This window comes from Akkermansiaceae bacterium (assembly GCA_024233115.1).
In the GTDB taxonomy this organism is placed as follows: domain Bacteria; phylum Verrucomicrobiota; class Verrucomicrobiia; order Verrucomicrobiales; family Akkermansiaceae; genus Oceaniferula.
Map to the genome: position 1 here is coordinate 748,184 of JACKQB010000002.1, position 15,400 is coordinate 763,583.

14 protein-coding genes are annotated in these 15,400 nt (G+C 55.4%); 7 read left to right on the forward strand and 7 right to left on the reverse strand.

Features of this window, described 5'->3' with window-relative positions:
* Nucleotides 1-61: 61 nt before the first annotated feature.
* The 3 genes from H7A51_07370 (at nt 62) to H7A51_07380 (ending at nt 4,363) form a co-directional block, all read left to right on the forward strand.
* Nucleotides 62-3,112, forward strand: coding sequence for a DUF4982 domain-containing protein (locus H7A51_07370; protein ID MCP5536042.1), 3,051 nt, complete (start codon nt 62-64; stop codon nt 3,110-3,112).
* A 100-nt stretch (nt 3,113-3,212) separates the two neighbouring features.
* Entirely contained in the window at nt 3,213-3,641 is a 429-nt protein-coding gene (locus tag H7A51_07375; GenBank protein ID MCP5536043.1) for an exosortase system-associated protein, TIGR04073 family, read from the forward strand.
* A 173-nt stretch (nt 3,642-3,814) separates the two neighbouring features.
* Entirely contained in the window at nt 3,815-4,363 is a 549-nt protein-coding gene (locus H7A51_07380) for a DUF2062 domain-containing protein (GenBank protein ID MCP5536044.1), read from the forward strand.
* On the opposite strand, the gene H7A51_07385 is transcribed toward H7A51_07380, so the two are convergent.
* From H7A51_07385 to H7A51_07405, 5 genes are all read right to left on the reverse strand, one after another.
* Nucleotides 4,323-5,171 (reverse strand): hypothetical protein, encoded by an 849-nt coding sequence (locus H7A51_07385; GenBank protein MCP5536045.1) that lies wholly within the window; start codon nt 5,169-5,171, stop codon nt 4,323-4,325. The genes H7A51_07380 and H7A51_07385 overlap by 41 nt on opposite strands.
* Before the next feature lie 55 nt (nt 5,172-5,226).
* The gene (locus H7A51_07390; protein ID MCP5536046.1) at nt 5,227-5,874 is read right to left on the reverse strand and encodes a signal peptidase II; all 648 of its coding nucleotides are present in this window, start codon (nt 5,872-5,874) and stop codon (nt 5,227-5,229) included.
* A 17-nt stretch (nt 5,875-5,891) separates the two neighbouring features.
* Nucleotides 5,892-8,636 carry an isoleucine--tRNA ligase gene (gene ileS / locus H7A51_07395; protein ID MCP5536047.1) on the reverse strand — a complete coding sequence of 915 codons (2,745 nt, stop codon included), beginning with the start codon at nt 8,634-8,636 and terminating at the stop codon, nt 5,892-5,894.
* A 119-nt stretch (nt 8,637-8,755) separates the two neighbouring features.
* Nucleotides 8,756-9,061: a thioredoxin family protein gene (locus H7A51_07400; protein ID MCP5536048.1), complete on the reverse strand. Its 306-nt coding sequence runs from the start codon at nt 9,059-9,061 to the stop codon at nt 8,756-8,758.
* A 24-nt stretch (nt 9,062-9,085) separates the two neighbouring features.
* Nucleotides 9,086-9,346 (reverse strand): hypothetical protein, encoded by a 261-nt coding sequence (locus tag H7A51_07405; GenBank protein ID MCP5536049.1) that lies wholly within the window; start codon nt 9,344-9,346, stop codon nt 9,086-9,088.
* A gap of 140 nt (nt 9,347-9,486) precedes the next feature.
* On the opposite strand from H7A51_07405, the gene H7A51_07410 reads away from it, so the two are divergent.
* From H7A51_07410 to H7A51_07420, 3 genes are all read left to right on the forward strand, one after another.
* The gene (locus tag H7A51_07410) at nt 9,487-10,341 is read left to right on the forward strand and encodes an NAD(+)/NADH kinase (GenBank protein ID MCP5536050.1); all 855 of its coding nucleotides are present in this window, start codon (nt 9,487-9,489) and stop codon (nt 10,339-10,341) included.
* Nucleotides 10,342-10,449: 108 nt separating this feature from the next.
* The gene (locus H7A51_07415; GenBank protein MCP5536051.1) at nt 10,450-11,742 is read left to right on the forward strand and encodes an aminopeptidase P N-terminal domain-containing protein; all 1,293 of its coding nucleotides are present in this window, start codon (nt 10,450-10,452) and stop codon (nt 11,740-11,742) included.
* 58 nt (nt 11,743-11,800) lie between these two features.
* On the forward strand, nt 11,801-12,574 hold the full coding sequence (locus tag H7A51_07420; GenBank protein ID MCP5536052.1) for a hypothetical protein: 774 nt from the start codon (nt 11,801-11,803) through the stop codon (nt 12,572-12,574).
* Here the strand turns inward: H7A51_07420 and H7A51_07425 are convergent.
* Nucleotides 12,571-13,461, reverse strand: a complete 891-nt coding sequence (locus H7A51_07425; protein ID MCP5536053.1) for a tetratricopeptide repeat protein — start codon at nt 13,459-13,461, stop codon at nt 12,571-12,573. The two genes, H7A51_07420 and H7A51_07425, sit on opposite strands and share 4 nt — an antisense overlap.
* A 128-nt stretch (nt 13,462-13,589) precedes the next feature.
* On the reverse strand, nt 13,590-14,123 hold the full coding sequence (recO, locus tag H7A51_07430; protein ID MCP5536054.1) for a DNA repair protein RecO: 534 nt from the start codon (nt 14,121-14,123) through the stop codon (nt 13,590-13,592).
* 207 nt (nt 14,124-14,330) lie between these two features.
* Here recO and prfB point away from each other — a divergent pair, with 207 nt between their 5' ends.
* Nucleotides 14,331-15,371, forward strand: coding sequence for a peptide chain release factor 2 (gene prfB, locus H7A51_07435; GenBank protein ID MCP5536055.1), 1,041 nt, complete (start codon nt 14,331-14,333; stop codon nt 15,369-15,371).
* Nucleotides 15,372-15,400 lie beyond the last annotated feature (29 nt).

Genomic DNA, 15,400 nt, shown 5'->3' on the forward strand with positions numbered 1-15,400 from the left:
CACCGTTCATTCCTAACCGAAAAGCAGCATACAAGTAATCGTTCATAGAAAGACATCGCACATGGATATAAAGGTCCTGGTTTTGTTGCTCGCCCATAGTTGGCTGGCATCAGTCGTTCCTGCGTTGGCGGAACGGAGCTGTTTCGACAACGCCTGGAAATTCGTCCTGAAGGATCTGCCGGGTGCAGCACAGACGGAATTCAACGATGCCAACTGGCGCGTCCTGGATGTGCCACACGACTGGAGCATCGAGGGGGATTACGCAAAGGACAACCCGATGGATGCCGGCTGCGGCTATCTGCCGGCTGGCATTGGCTGGTATCGTAAAACCGTGCAGGTGCCCCAGGATTGGAAAGGCAAGTATGTCGAAATAGCATTCGACGGCATATACATGAACAGCACGGTCTGGGCCAATGGCAAAAAACTCGGCACGCGGCCCTACGGCTGGAGTTCCTTTGCCTACGACATCAGCGACCTTGTTGCCAACTCGGACACGGTCACCTTCGCGGTACGGGTCGACAACCAAAAACAACCCTCGGCACGCTGGTACACAGGCAGCGGCATCTATGCGCATACCTGGATCGAGGTAAAACCCAAGGTCCACGTTCCTCACCATAGGATATTTGTGCGCACCAAGGGACCGGACATCGATGTGGATGTCCCGGTTCGCAATACCCTGGCCCAGCCACAATCTGTCGCGGTGGAAACCTCCATCGTCTCACCCGACGGCAAGGTCGTTGCCAGCGATAGGAAAACTCTCGCCGTCAATGCCGGCAAACAGCTAGTCTCAAATTTCAAGTTCAGGATCCAGTCGCCCTTACGATGGGACCTGGACACGCCACACCTCTATCAGCTCAGGACAAAAATTGACGTTGCTGGTCATACGGTCGATTGGGAGAGCACGCGATTCGGCATTCGCGATATCGATTGGAAACCCAAATCCGGCATGTGGCTGAACGGAAGAAACGTCAAGCTCCAGGGAGTATGCAACCACCAGGATGCCGGGGCATTGGGAGCTGCCGTGCCGGATAAGATACTGCGCTTTCGTATTGAGCAGTTAAAAAAGATGGGCTGCAATGCCATCCGGACAGCCCACAATCCGCAAACGCCCGTCTTTTACGAGATCTGCGACGAAGTCGGTATGCTGGTGATGGATGAGATTTTTGACGGTTGGGGCAAGAAAGCAACCCACGACTACGGCGCCCACTCCTTTAACGAGTGGTGGCAACGAGACCTAACAGACTGGATCATCCGCGACCGGAACCACCCCAGCATTGTGATCTACAGTGTGGGTAATGAAACCCACGGCAAGATCGGCAAGGACCTGGTGGCACGCTGTCACGAGCTCGATCCAACACGTCCGGTGACATCGGGCCACTCCAGCTCCGAATACATGGATGTTTATGGAGTCAATGGTGCCAGCGAAAAAGCGGGCTGGTTTGACCGGCTCAAAACCGATCGCGTATTCATCGGCACCGAGAATACCCACACGTGGCAGGTCCGCGGCTACTACCGTACCAAGACCTGGTATCGTGATGGCTATCCCAATAAACGGCAGGGTGTCAGCGAGACCCCTGACCTGACCGACACCGAGGTGTTTACTTACGACTGGATCGAGGACTCCGCGCGCGCCAACCGCAAACAAATTTTCAATTCCAGCTACGACAATGCCACCGTACGTTTGAATTCACGGCAAAACATAGCCTTGCTGCGCGATATCCCCAACTATGCCGGTTCCTTCCGCTGGACAGGCCACGATTACCTTGGCGAAGCCAGTTATGTGCACGGAGGCTGGCCGTTTAAGGCCTTCATGGGTGGAGCCATCGATCTGGCCAATTTTGAAAAGGACCTCTACTGGCTCTATCAGAGCCAGTGGACAACGAAACCGATGGTGCACATCCTGCCACACTGGACCCACCCCACCCTCAAGCAAGGAACCCCGGTCCCCGTATGGGTCTATTCCAACTGCGACCAGGTTGAGCTTTTTTTCAATGGCAAGTCACTGGGAAAAAAATCGCCGGGAACAAGATGGGATGCCATGCAGTGTCAGTGGATGCTACCCTGGCAACCAGGTGAACTGAAAACGGTAGGATACATCAACGGCAGGTCCGTGGCCGCGCAGACCATCCGCACTGCCGGTTCACCGTCCAGGATCGCCTTGTCCATCGATGGCCAGCCGCTGAAAACTTCAGGTAAGGACATCGTGCAAGTACGCGTGACAAGCATGGACGCAAAGGGTGCGTTTTATCCCTACGGCGAAAACCGCAGCCATTTTCTCGTGCTCGGGCCAGGACGAATCCGGGCTCTCGACAATGGTAGTCCGGTCGACGTTGAAAAACACTTCGGAGCCGACAGCCGAATCGCATTTTACGGTCTGACACGCGCCTATGTCGAGTCAACCGGTGAACCCGGAGACATCAGCCTGCTTACCAGCTGCATCCTGGGTGAAAAAAAGCAAGTCACCTCTAACATGGTGAGTATCGACACTCAATACATCGGGTTGCGAGGGGCTCTTGCTCATCCTGAAGTCCGTGTTTTCTACACCACCGATGGCTCCAAGCCGACCGTGCGGTCCACCCGATATACCAAAGCATTCCCCGTTCCCTTGGGCACCACGGTCAAGGCCCTGGTTACGGTTGACGGCAAGCCCGCCCAGTCTTTGGAAGAGCGCTTTGCGGCTGATGTGGGGTTTGTCTGGAATTCAGGGCAGCAAGCGACCGGACAAGGAGGCGACCAGGCAGAGGATGCCAGGTTGCATGGTGCCAAGGTCATTGCCAAAGGAGCAAACTATCACGGTAAGGGCTTTGTTGATTTTGGTAATAAGAAAGGCGCTTACATCGAATGGTACCAGGAAAATGACGGCGATGCCGGCCGGGCCGATCTAACCATTCGCTACAGCGGAAAAGCCACCGGACGCCCTGGTCGGGAAATAGAAATAAGCGTGAATGGACAAACTGTCCGGGAAAAACTGATGCTGCCGAACACGAAGAACTGGGGGGAGGATTGGCAAACGGTCACTGTCAATATCCCGGTGCGACGAGGCGCCAACACAATCCGCCTCACGACCACCGAGAAAGGCGGGATGTACATTGATGACATCACCGTGGAGTGAAATGTCAAAAACAGCGCGCCTACAGGGCATCCGACAAATCGTTGAAAAAATCCATTTTTCCATTGCCAGCCCGGGGATTGGCATTCAATATGATTGCACGATGAAAAAAGCACTTACGATCGCAGCAGCACTTGCCTTCACCGCCACCGGTGTCATGGCAGACATTCAAGCGCCCCCAGGCTCCACTTACACATCCACCCGTAAGCTTGGCCGTGCCATCAGCAACATTCTCTACGGTATCGTTGAAGTTCCTGAGCAAATTTTCCGCAAGACCGACCAATACGGTCGTAAGGCCGGTTGGTCCTACGGTGCCGTCGACGGTGGTCGCCGTGCCTTCAAGCGTCTTGGTTATGGCTTCTACGAGCTGGTAACCTTCCATTGCCCGACCTACCACGGCACATTCAAACCCCCTTACGAGAAGTGTGGTGAGGATCACCGTATCGAGATGAACCCACACGACGGACTTTCCGAGTTCCCCCCTACTCTGGGTGCTGAGAGCTACTACCACGTGCGCACGCAGCAGTGGTAATTTCGCTGACATCAACTTCCTATTTCAAACCCGCCCTGATGAAATTCAGTGGCGGGTTTTTTCGTATTGTATTATGTTGTCCCAGCCTGCACACAGCTGCGGGTTTTTCCTCATCCGGTCCTGCATCACCTCCAGATTACCCCCCCGCTCCCGAAAGAGCTTAGCACACCCACATGAAACGCAGATATCTAAGAATGGTCCGGAGAGCATATCGCTACCTCAGGCACCCTCATATCCGCAAACGGCCATGGCTCGTCGCTCTCACCAAGCCGCTCTTTGAGCGCGACCTCTGGCATCCGTGCCGGGATTCCGTCGCGGGGGCCTTGTCCATCGGCCTTTTCTGCGCGATGTTGCCGATTCCCTTCCAGATGCTCCTCGCAGCGCTGGCCAGTGTCCGGGCCAAGGCCAACATCCCCATCGCCATGGCTGTCTGCTGGGTGACCAATCCCTTTACCCAGGCCCCCATATGGCTTGCCCAGGAACGGCTGGGCGACTGGATTCGGTCCAAGAGTGACAACCCGGTATTACACATCATGGAGGTGGAAAAAACCGTGTTTGGTGTCACCCTGAATGTGGCGAGCTTCACCGTAGGATTCCTGGCCATGGGCATCATCCTCAGCATCCTCGCCTATCCCATTGTCTATGGTGTATCGGCCTTCCTGCCGAACCGGGGCCGCAAGATCACCTCCGCGATGAGGCGGGAACAAAAGTCTTCTCGCTGACCCAGCCGCCACCGAAGGGGGCATCGAGACGACGCCCAACCCTGACCTCCGGGAAATAATGCGTTTTGTTCGACTTGGCATCTGCGCGCGAGAAGAGTTTCCAAAGAAGCATACCCATCAAGGTCAGCGCTACGATGATACTCAGGAAAATAGTCATCAACCTGAGATTATCCTTGTCCGACCAGCTTGCCGGCTGGACTTCATGATAATGGTTGATTTCACCCTCGATACCTTTGATCAGATTACTGACAAACGCAATGTGATCGTTGCCCTTCGGCTCGACCGAGCCAAACACCCTGATCAGCATCGCATCCACCTCCTGCCCTGAAATAAGCCGCGGCTCATTTTCCTTCGACAAGTCGGGGTCCAGGTCGGAACCCCTGTAGTAGGCGATGGCCGGATTGTTTCCCGAGACCACCGGGTCAAGCTGGTAGACAATGACCATGCCCCTGGCCGAGTCACCGATCCACGACTTGTAGAGCGAATCCGCGCGTTTCTGGAGATTGCCATCATAGACACTGTAGTAAATGGACAGGTATACCGGATAACCATGCCTTTTTTCCATCCGCCGCAGACTCTCTTCCAGCTCCGTCAACTTCCCAGGGTCCTCACGGAAAAGCTCAGCATCGTCGAGAATATGATTCTGCGGAGCCGGGGGGATGTCGATACGGCTTGCCTCCCCTGTTCCCTGCGCGTTTACCAAAGCAATCCCTCCGTGACCGAGTGACCACCCCAGAATCACCACATGAGTTAGACGGGCTAACAGGGATCGAAGTTCCCGGATCGTTGACAGTCGCAGTGCTCTCACAGGTGAGATGATAGACTTTTTGTAGCAGCGACTCAAGGACCGATCACCCGATTCATTACCTGGATGATCTTTTATGCGCCCTTTTCTCCGCCATCTCCTTTTTCATCTCAAGCAAAGCGGTGAAAAACAGTAGGACGGCGGCAATGGTGATGCAGCTGTCGGCCACATTGAAGGCCGGCCAATGGCCGCCGCTCGACGGCATGATCTTATCGTAGAGGGGTAATTTGAAGTCGAGGAAATCCACGACGTACCCCTGGCCGAGTCGCTCCCAGAATCCCGACTCCTTGTAGGGCTCCAGCCAGAAGCCCTGGAACAGGCGATCGGTCAGGTTGCCGAGGATACCGGCGATCAATAACGGGGCCGACCAGCGCGACGGGCCGGCAAACGCTCCCCGTTTCCAGAAAAACACGATCAGGCCGAGGGCGATCACCAGCACAAAGAGAAATACGACGGGTGCCCAGGTGGTGCCATTTCCTATCCCGAATGCCACCCCTTGATTATGTCGGCGTACGAGATTGAAAAAGCCGTCAATCACAGGCCGGGTATCCTCGTGATAAGCGAGTTTGACACCATCCACCACGATGAATGGCAGTTTGAAATTCATCACCACCCACCACTTTGACAGTTGGTCGAGGATGTAGAGAGGCAAGGTCAGCACCAGGAGGAGCTTGACGATTCTCTGTGTGGGTAGCTTATCGGACATATCAGATCGTTGGTTCATTAAACAACCTCACTGCAACGCTGGCAGACGTCGGTAACGAGTGGCTCGTAGCGGCGGCAACGCGGGCACATGCAGTGTTCGGTCTTCCGGGCTGCATATTCGGTGCCGAGGCTGAGGTCGGCGACGATGAAGAACTCGGTCGTGAAGCTGCGGTCCTTGAGCAGGGCCAGGAGATCCGGGTTTTCAGGTGTGGGCACGGTGACCTTGGCCTCGTTGTTTTTGTTGAATGCCTTGGCTTGCACCTGCTCCTCGACTTTTTGCTGGATCTGGTCGCGGATCCTGAGCAATGCCGTGATGACCTCCGTCGCTTCGCGGCTGGGGTGTGCTGCTTGCGGGAAGTCCTGGGTATGGACGCTCCCCTCGGTAAACGGGCAATGCTCCCATGCTTCGTCCGCCGTGTAGGCGAGAATGGGTGCCAGCAGCTTGGTGATGGCGAGGAAGATCTCGGCGAACGCGGTCTGGGTGGCGCGCCGGCGCGGACTGTCCACGGAATCACAATACATCCGGTCTTTGGTGATATCGACGTACAGGGCACTCAGGTCGTTGGCGCAGAAAGTATTGATGCTGTTAAACACCTTGCGGAATTCATAGTTCCCGTATGCCTGGGTGCACTCGGTGATCACGGCATCAAGACGTTCAAGAATCCAGCGGTCCAGCAACGGCATGTCTGCGAATGGAACACTGTGTTGCTCCGGGTCAAAGCCATCGAGGTTTCCTAACAGGATACGGAAAGTATTCCGTAGACGACGGTAAGGGTCGGCAATCTGCTTGAACAGATCCTCCCCGAAGGGGACCTCGGTTTGCCAATCGACGGACGAGACCCAGAGGCGCACGATATCGGCTCCATACTTGTTATAGAAGTGTGCGGCATCGGTGGGTTTCCCTTTCGCCTTGGCTGCGGATTTGGAAATCTTGCCCCCATCCTTGTCGACCACGAAACCGTGGGTCATAACGGATTTGTATGGAGCCTTGTCGGCAACAGCCACACTCAGCATGAGGCTGCTCTGGAACCATCCGCGGTGTTGGTCGGTGGCTTCGAGATAGAGATCGGCGGGACGTGACAGCTCCGGGTGACGGTCCATCACCGCGACGTGTGAACTTCCGGAGTCGATCCAGACATCCAGTGTATCGCGGCATTTTGTGCAACCTTCAGGCAGGCCGAGGCGGGCGGCAAGTTCAGCATCGGTGAGTTCGAACCAGATGTTGGTCCCCTCCCGTTCCACCAAATCGGCGACCTTCCGGGAAACCGCCGCGTCGAGGATCACTTCGCCATTTTGATCGAAGAAAACCGGCAGCGGCACCCCCCAGGTGCGTTGGCGTGAGATACACCAATCGGGACGCGCTTCCACGGTGCCGTAGATGCGGTTACGCCCCCAGGCCGGAAGCCAGGTGGTCGCGTCGATCTCGGTCAGGGCTTTGTCCCGGAGGGCATCGATGCGGATGAAAAACTGCTCAACGGCACGGAAAATGATCGGTGTTTTAGAACGCCAGCAGTGCGGGTATGAGTGGGCGTAGTTCTCTTTCCCAAGCAATGCGCCTTTGGCGGCGAGGATTCTGAGCACACCGATGTTCGCTTCGTTCTTCTCCATGACGTGGAGGCCGACGAGCTCGGCAACTCCGACTTCTTCAGTGAACCTGCCGTCGTCATCGACCGGTGACAGCACGGCCAATCCGTATTGCATGCCTACCGAGTAGTCGTCCGCACCGTGACCCGGTGCGATGTGGACGGCACCGGTTCCTGTTTCGGTGGTCACAAAAGGAGCGAGGATCACCTTGGACTTGCGGTCGATGAACGGGTGCAGGGCTTCGAGTCCTTCGAGTTCGGCCCCCTTGACCTCGGCGAGTTCCTCGGCGAGTGTCAGACCGGTTTTTTGCTGGAATTCCCCAAGCAACTCACGGACGATGATGATGTTTTGATCGGGAGCCTCCTCCCTGGTGAACCGGCCCACCACGTAGGTGAGTCGCTCATGCACGGCGATACCGAGGTTGGCGGGAATGGTCCACGGCGTGGTCGTCCAGATGGCGAAACTCAAGTGATCAGCAGTAGGCAGTGGGCAGTGGGCGGTGAATTTTTCCAGCGATGCTGGAGAAAGATCGAACTTCACAAAGATGGCGATGGATTTTTTATCCTGGTACTCGACTTCGGCTTCGGCGAGTGCTGTCTTGGCACCGTAGGACCATTGGACGGGCTTCTGCGACTGGTAGACGAGGCCTTTTTCCACCATGGTGGCAAAGGTGCGGATGATGTCGGACTCGAAGGCGGGGTCGAGTGTGAGGTAGGGATTATCCCAGTCGCCAAGCACACCAAGGCGTCTGAACGAGGCTTTCTGGGTCTCGATCCAGCCCCGGGCGAACTCTTCGCAGCGGCGGCGGATTTCCGCTGGCTCCTCGTCGCGGGCATCCTGCATCACCTTGAATTCGATCGGTAGGCCGTGGCAGTCCCAGCCCGGGATGTAGGGGGTTTCATAACCCGCCATGGTCTTCGACTTCAGGACCAGGTCCTTGAGCACCTTGTTCAGGGCGGTTCCCATATGGACATCCCCATTGGCAAAGGGTGGCCCATCATGGAGAACAAACCGTGGGGCACCTTGTTCCTTGCGGCGTTTCTGAATAGCCTGGTACAGCTTCTGCTCGTTCCAACGCTCGAGGCGCATGGGTTCGCTCTTCACCAAATCCCCACGCATGGGGAAAGTGGTATCGGGTAGGCTCAGCGTGTCCTTGTAGTTTTTTTCTTCCGCACTCATGGTTTTCAGAGGCGCGGACGCTAGCCACATAGCCCCAAGGGGTCAACCGTGTACTTACGTAAGCTTGCAGCCGGGAAGAGGACGCGTATGCCGGAGGCAAACTTCCCATCCGGGCCTGGTCACTGGCGGGTCACCCCGGGAGGCAGCCAGTCCTTGGGCATGGGCTTGATCACGGGCTCGGCCGGCTTACTCCCGTCGCCACCCGATGAAGGCGTGGCCGCCACCGCGTATTGATCGATTTTTTGCTGGATCACCTTCTCCGGATAAGCCCCGGCAAACTCATGCAGCTTCATTCCTCCCCGGTAAAACTGCACAGTAGGCACTCCCCGGATTCCCTCTTTCATCGCCCAGTCACGGTGCTCGTTTGCATCCACCTTGACGACGCGGACTTTTTCACCGTTCTTTTTCGCTAATCGCTCCAACACGGGAGCGAGAGTTTTGCATGGAGGTCATGTGTCCGAGTAGAACTCGACCATTACCATCCTCGATTCTTCTGCAATCACGGCCTTGCCCGCCTTTTCATCGACCGATTCCACTCCCGTGCCACCCTGGCTTCCCGCATCGGCCTGCTCTTCATCACTGACCAATCCCTTCGCTTGTTCGAGCCAATCACCGACTTTGTCACAGGAGGTTAACGACAACGTGCAGGTCGCTACGCAAGCCAACCAACCCGTCGAGGCACCCTTGGAGATCAATCGGTGGTGTTTCATAGATCCTGATTATCATATAATCCTAGATATTTCAAGCCGCATCTCCCATTTTTGCAGTCAACAAGCCGCTTTTATTCCTTGTTCCAAGGATCTTCTGGATTTGCTCTGTATCTTTTGGCAGAAAGCCCTATCATCCCCGCGTGAAAGTGGGCATCATCGCAAACCCAAACAAACCGGGCGCTAAAAAAACCATCCGGAATCTCTGCAAGGCACTGGAAAAAGAGCAGCTCACCGCTGTGCTTGAAATTGGCACCGCGGCACTGGTCGGGGCCTCCGGAGGCGTGGACGCTGCCGAGCTGGCGAGCACATGTGACGTTGTGGCCGTTTTAGGAGGAGACGGAACCATGCTCAACGCCGCCAACCAGCTCGGCCCGGCCAACATCCCGGTGGCAGGCATCAACATCGGCACGCTGGGATTTCTAACAACCTGCACAGATGACGAACTCGATATCTTTGCCAAGGCCGTTGCCCAAAAAAACTACACCTTGATCCCGCGGATGCAATTGCGTGCCACGATTACCTCCGCTGACGGAGGCGAGATAAGTTTCCTGGCGCTCAATGAAATCACGCTTGCCCGTGGCCAGACGGGTAGACTGGTCGCACTCGATGCATGGGTCGACGGAGAACTGCTCAACCACTACCGCGCTGACGGGTTGATTGTTGCGACCACCACGGGCTCGACGGCGTATTCCCTTTCAGCCGGGGGGCCACTGATTGCGCCTAAAGCCGATGTCTTTGTGATCACGCCGATCTGCCCACATAGCCTGAGCAATCGCTCGCTGGTGGTGTCTGATAGCTCTACGGTGGAACTGGCACCAGCCGATGATGCCGAATGTCCGATGTTGTTTACCGTCGATGGCCGGGATATGGTTGAAATCTGCCATGGCGACCGGGTGCGGGTTGAGCAGGCGGGCCACGCACTTCCCCTGCTTCGTCTTGAAGGGCGGAATTTCTATTCGACCCTACGGCAGAAACTTGGCTGGGGTCGGGATTAGGTTAGACCGGGTCAAGTCATCGACCAAGCACTTCCAACCTGCTACTAATCATGGATATTCGAGGGTTTGTGATTGCAGGTTGGGACTTGGTGGGCTGATATCCAAGGCATGAGATTTGATCCTGCCGACCCACAACTATTTGTCCGCAACCGAGCTCGTCTAGGAGCGCTACTCAAGGATGACAGCATTGCCATTCTGCATTCCAACGACGTGATGCCAACCAATGCTGACGGCACCATGCCGTTCAGACAAAACAACGACCTTTACTACCTGTCCGGTATCGACCAGGAGGAAAGTATCCTGGTATTGTTTCCGGCGGCCTTCGATCCCAAGGACCGGGAGATTCTATTTTTGCGTGAAACCAATGAGCACATTGCCATTTGGGAGGGTGAAAAACTCACCAAGGAGCGCGCCACGGAACTATCCGGAGTGGCTAACATCCAGTGGACTGACAATTTCGACAACCTATTGCATCGATTGATCCAGCAAGCGGAGCATGTTTTTCTCAATACCAACGAGCACCTGCGGGCGGAAACATCGGTGCAGTCCAGGGATGCCCGGTTCCGGCAGAAGTGCCAGGCGTCCTACCCGCTCCACAAGTATGAACGGCTGGCACCACTGATGCATCAGCTCAGGGTCACCAAGGACCCCGTGGAAATCAGGATGATGCAGGAAGCCTGCAACATTACAGAAGCAGGTTTCCGGCGTATCCTTGGCTATGTGCAACCCGGTGTCGGCGAGTGGGAAATTGAAGCCGAATATCTGCATGAGTTTATCCGCAGGAAGTCCAAAGGCTTCGCCTACCCCCCGATCATTGGTAGTGGCAAAAATGCCTGCGTATTGCATTACCTGGACAACAATCAACGTTGCCAGGATGGCGACTTGCTGTTGATGGACGTCGCCGCTGAATACGGCAACTGGAATTCGGATATGACCAGAACCATTCCGGTGAATGGCAAGTTTACCGATCGACAGAGAGCCGTCTATGACTCAGTGCTCAGGGTGCTCAGGAAATGCAACGAAATCCTCCGACCGGGAATGCTTCCCGCGGATTATCAGAAACAAGCGATCGGGTTTGTGGAGGAAGAGCTGATCATGCTCGGGCTCATCGATGCGGAAGAAGCCAAACGACAAGATGATAGCAAACCACTGGTGAAAAAATACTTCATGCACGGAACATCCCACCACCTTGGCCTCGATGTCCACGATGTCTCCCCTGCCAATACCCAGTTTGCAGAAGGGATGGTCTTTACCATCGAGCCAGGTATTTATATTCCCGAAGAGAATATGGGCATACGCTTGGAAAACAACTTCGTCATCGGCAAGGACACCAACATTGACCTGATGGCCAACATCCCCATCGAGGCCGATGACATTGAAGCGCTCATGGCGGCCAACTAACAGACTAAGCATCACTTGACAGATTGGCTGCTGCGATCACGTAGCCCTGCAAATCACCATGCGTCAAATTCCGGTCATTTTCAGCATCCTCTTCCTGTTAGGGGGAGCTATGGTCTGGCTCTACTGGGACGAGATCAGCCAGCTACGGTCGGAGGCAAATGAATCCGCATCCGATATCGCTCCCACCCCCAACCCGGAAGCCTATGCTGTATTGGTAGGTGAAATCGATTACCACCGGGAAAAACTCGCTCGCCAATACCGGAAAGCCCGGACCGATCCTGAGCGTGAAGCCGTTCTCCATAGCTGCAGGAATTTCCTGGAAATCACCATGCCTGAGCTAATGATGTGCTGGTTGGGCACCCCCTGGGATTACAATGGTACTGCATCCACTCCCGGCGACGGCAAAGTGGCCTGCGGTTATTTTGTTTCCACCGTCATGCGTGACGCCGGATTCAAAGTGCAGCGCATCAAACTCGCCCAGCAGCCGTCGCAGAATATCCTGCGCACCTTTCTTCCGCGCGACCAGTTACAGATCATAGTCGGTGCTGATTACCATCAATTCATGCAGTCGATCCGGGAAGGGGAACCTGGCATCTACATCATTGGACTCGACCGTCATGTGGGTTTCCTGGTCAACAATGCCAAAGGTCTTAAATTCATCCACTCGGGAGGAGAACTCCACCGGGTGGTCGCCGAGTCGGAGCTGAAGGCGACATCGATCAAGGACTCCAACTACCGGGTCATTGGAAATCTCACCCATAACAAAGACCTGATCAAACGGTGGTTGCTCCGGACGCGTTTTCCGACCCGCAGTCAAACCGCGCCCGACTAAACTTTTTTCAGTTTCTTGCCAGCACGTTTCTCAACGGCGGACGCTGTTTTTTCATCGCCCATATCACGAAGAAACTCGGCGAAGTTGGCCGACACCGTAGCGAAATCCATGGGAGCCTCCCTGACTTTGTCCTCATAGATTTTCAGTGAATTCTGGAAGTGCTTTTTAGCCCATTCCTTTTCACCGGTTTCACACAGTGCCAATGCCAGGTTGGCATGTGACTGGGCAGTTTCCAAATGATGTTCACCAAAGGTGTTTCGCCGGGCCTCCAGGGCCATCATATGCATTTCCCGGGCCTGCTCGTAATATCCGGCCGCCTGATAAAGTGCTCCGACGTTGTTGCAAATCGCCGCCGTTTCTTCGTCATCAGGCCCCAGCGACTCGTGGCAAATCTGCAGTGCCTTGAGGTAGAGGTTCTCAGCGGTATCAAAATCCCCTTTGCTCTTGTAGATATAAGCGAGGTTATTGCAAAGGTCAGCTATGTCGAGCACCGACGGGGGGCTCATACGCTCAAACAAATCAATACTGCGTTTGTAGAAGGTGATCGCCTCGTCTTCGTTGCCATCGGAGTCATAGACCACGGCAACACTGGCGCTGATGCGTGCCAGCGGCTCTATGTAGACAGGGTTGCCTTCGAGAAGTTCGAGAGCCTCCAAATACGCTTTGCGAGAGTCCTCCAAATACCCATACTGACGAAGAAAATCCCCCTTTACCTCCAGCGACGCCGATAACTTCTCAATGCTCTTGGCATCATCATCCAAGGTTGCGCGCGCCTTATCGACAGCTGCGTTGGCCGCATGCATGGCTTCGTCCCATTTGCCCTCTTCGCAGAGTTTTTTGACTCTGTCCTGAAGCATATTCAGTAAATTGACTGTTCCGGATTCCATTGGTCTGCTGAGTAGGGGTGTATCAAACCGGTGGCGGTAGACTGAAGAAATCAGAATCAGCTGGCACCAGGCTCATCGGCAATAAACACCATCCATCAACGGATGACCAGCGAAAATCAGGTGATCCACTACCCCCCGAAAGCATCCATACAGGCAGACCGTCCACGAGGCAGGCTGCCATAGGCGTGTTCAAGCGCCAGCGCGGCACTGGTTCGATCATGTGCAACTCCGAGCAAACGCGCCATTTCCTGCTCAAAATGCAGCACAGCCCGCTTGTCCGCCCCCTCGCTCCCCACGTAGCCCAAGCCCCGCTGCAACAGGTCGTAAAGCTCCGGCACCGGGTGATCCCGCTCCACCACATGGGCAAGCAACTCCGCAAAATACGAGGCCGCCACAGTATCGGCATACCTCTTTCGCAAGCGTTCCCGGAAATCGACCACCGCCACTTCGCGAAGTGTGTGTAACTCGCTTTTCCGACTCCTTACCCAATTGATCTCGGCTTCAAAAAACAAATCCAGCTTCCCGGCAAACGGCCCCTTGGCCCGCCGCCCCCCCTTGGCAACCGTCTTGATCAACCCGTGTTCCTGCGTACACCAGTGCACAATCAAACTGGTTTCAGTCAGCTTGGTAAGCCTGATGATGATGCCTGTGGATTTTTCCATGCCGCCGGCCAGAGCATGGATTGTTTTAGCCCGATGCAAAACAACAAATTGCCCCGTTGGCCACTCAAATGGGTTTTTGCTATTTGGGGTTTGAAACTTGGAGTGTACCCGCTATCACTCGCGCACGTATGAGTGCCCACAATATCGCTGACCTCCTGGCGCTGGACACCGGGGCCTTGAAAAGCCGCCTGTCCGAACTCAGGAGGTATCTTTGACGTTCCCGCTTTGGATCAAAAGCTTGCCGAGTTCGACCAAATCATGACCGCTCCCAGTTTCTGGGACGACCCCGATAAGGCCCAGGGCATTGTCGGGGAAGCGAACCTACTGAAAGGCCGGCTCAAGCCCTTCCTTGCCCTCGAAGAGCGGGCAGCCAACCTTGACGAGGTCATCGAGCTTGCCAAGGAAACCGATGACATGGAATTCGCCCGGGAGGCAAACTCCGACTACAAATCCATTATGGATGAGCTGGAAAAATTCGAACTCATCACGCTTCTGGACAAACCTACCGATGCCTCCAACGCCTACCTGAGCATCCAGGCGGGTGCCGGTGGGACCGAGGCGTGTGACTGGGCGGAAATGCTCCTGCGTATGTACACCAGGTGGGCGGAAGACAAAGGCTTCACCGTGACCAGCCTTGATTACCAGGACGGCGATGGCGCCGGTTGTCGTGGCGCTTCGCTGAAAATCGATGGTCCATACGCCTATGGTTATCTGAAAAACGAGCGTGGCGTGCATCGTCTCGTCCGCATCTCTCCATTCGACGCCGCAGGCAAACGCCACACCTCCTTCTCCGCCATCGATGTCTCCCCTGAAATCTCCAAGGACATCAATATTGAAATTCCTGAGTCCGATGTGGAAATCAACACCGCCCGGTCAGGAGGAGCCGGTGGCCAAAACGTCAACAAAGTGGAGACCGCTGTCATCCTCAAACACAAACCGACCGGAATCATTATCCGGTCCACCCAGGAACGTTCCCAGCTTCGCAACCGGGAAAACGCATGGTCGCTGCTCCGGGCCAAGCTCTATCAGATCGAAGAAGACAAACAACGCGCAGAGGCGGATCGCGAATACTCCGCCAAAGGAGAAATCGGCTGGGGTAGCCAGATCCGTTCCTACGTTTTCCAACCCTACCAGATGGTCAAGGACTTGCGCACCGGTGAGGAAACAGGCAATATCTCATCCGTCATGGACGGGAATCTCGACCCCTTCATCGAAGCCATGCTCAAGGGCAAGACCCGTGGGACTTAAACCCCAAGTTTTAAATTCCAAACACCAAA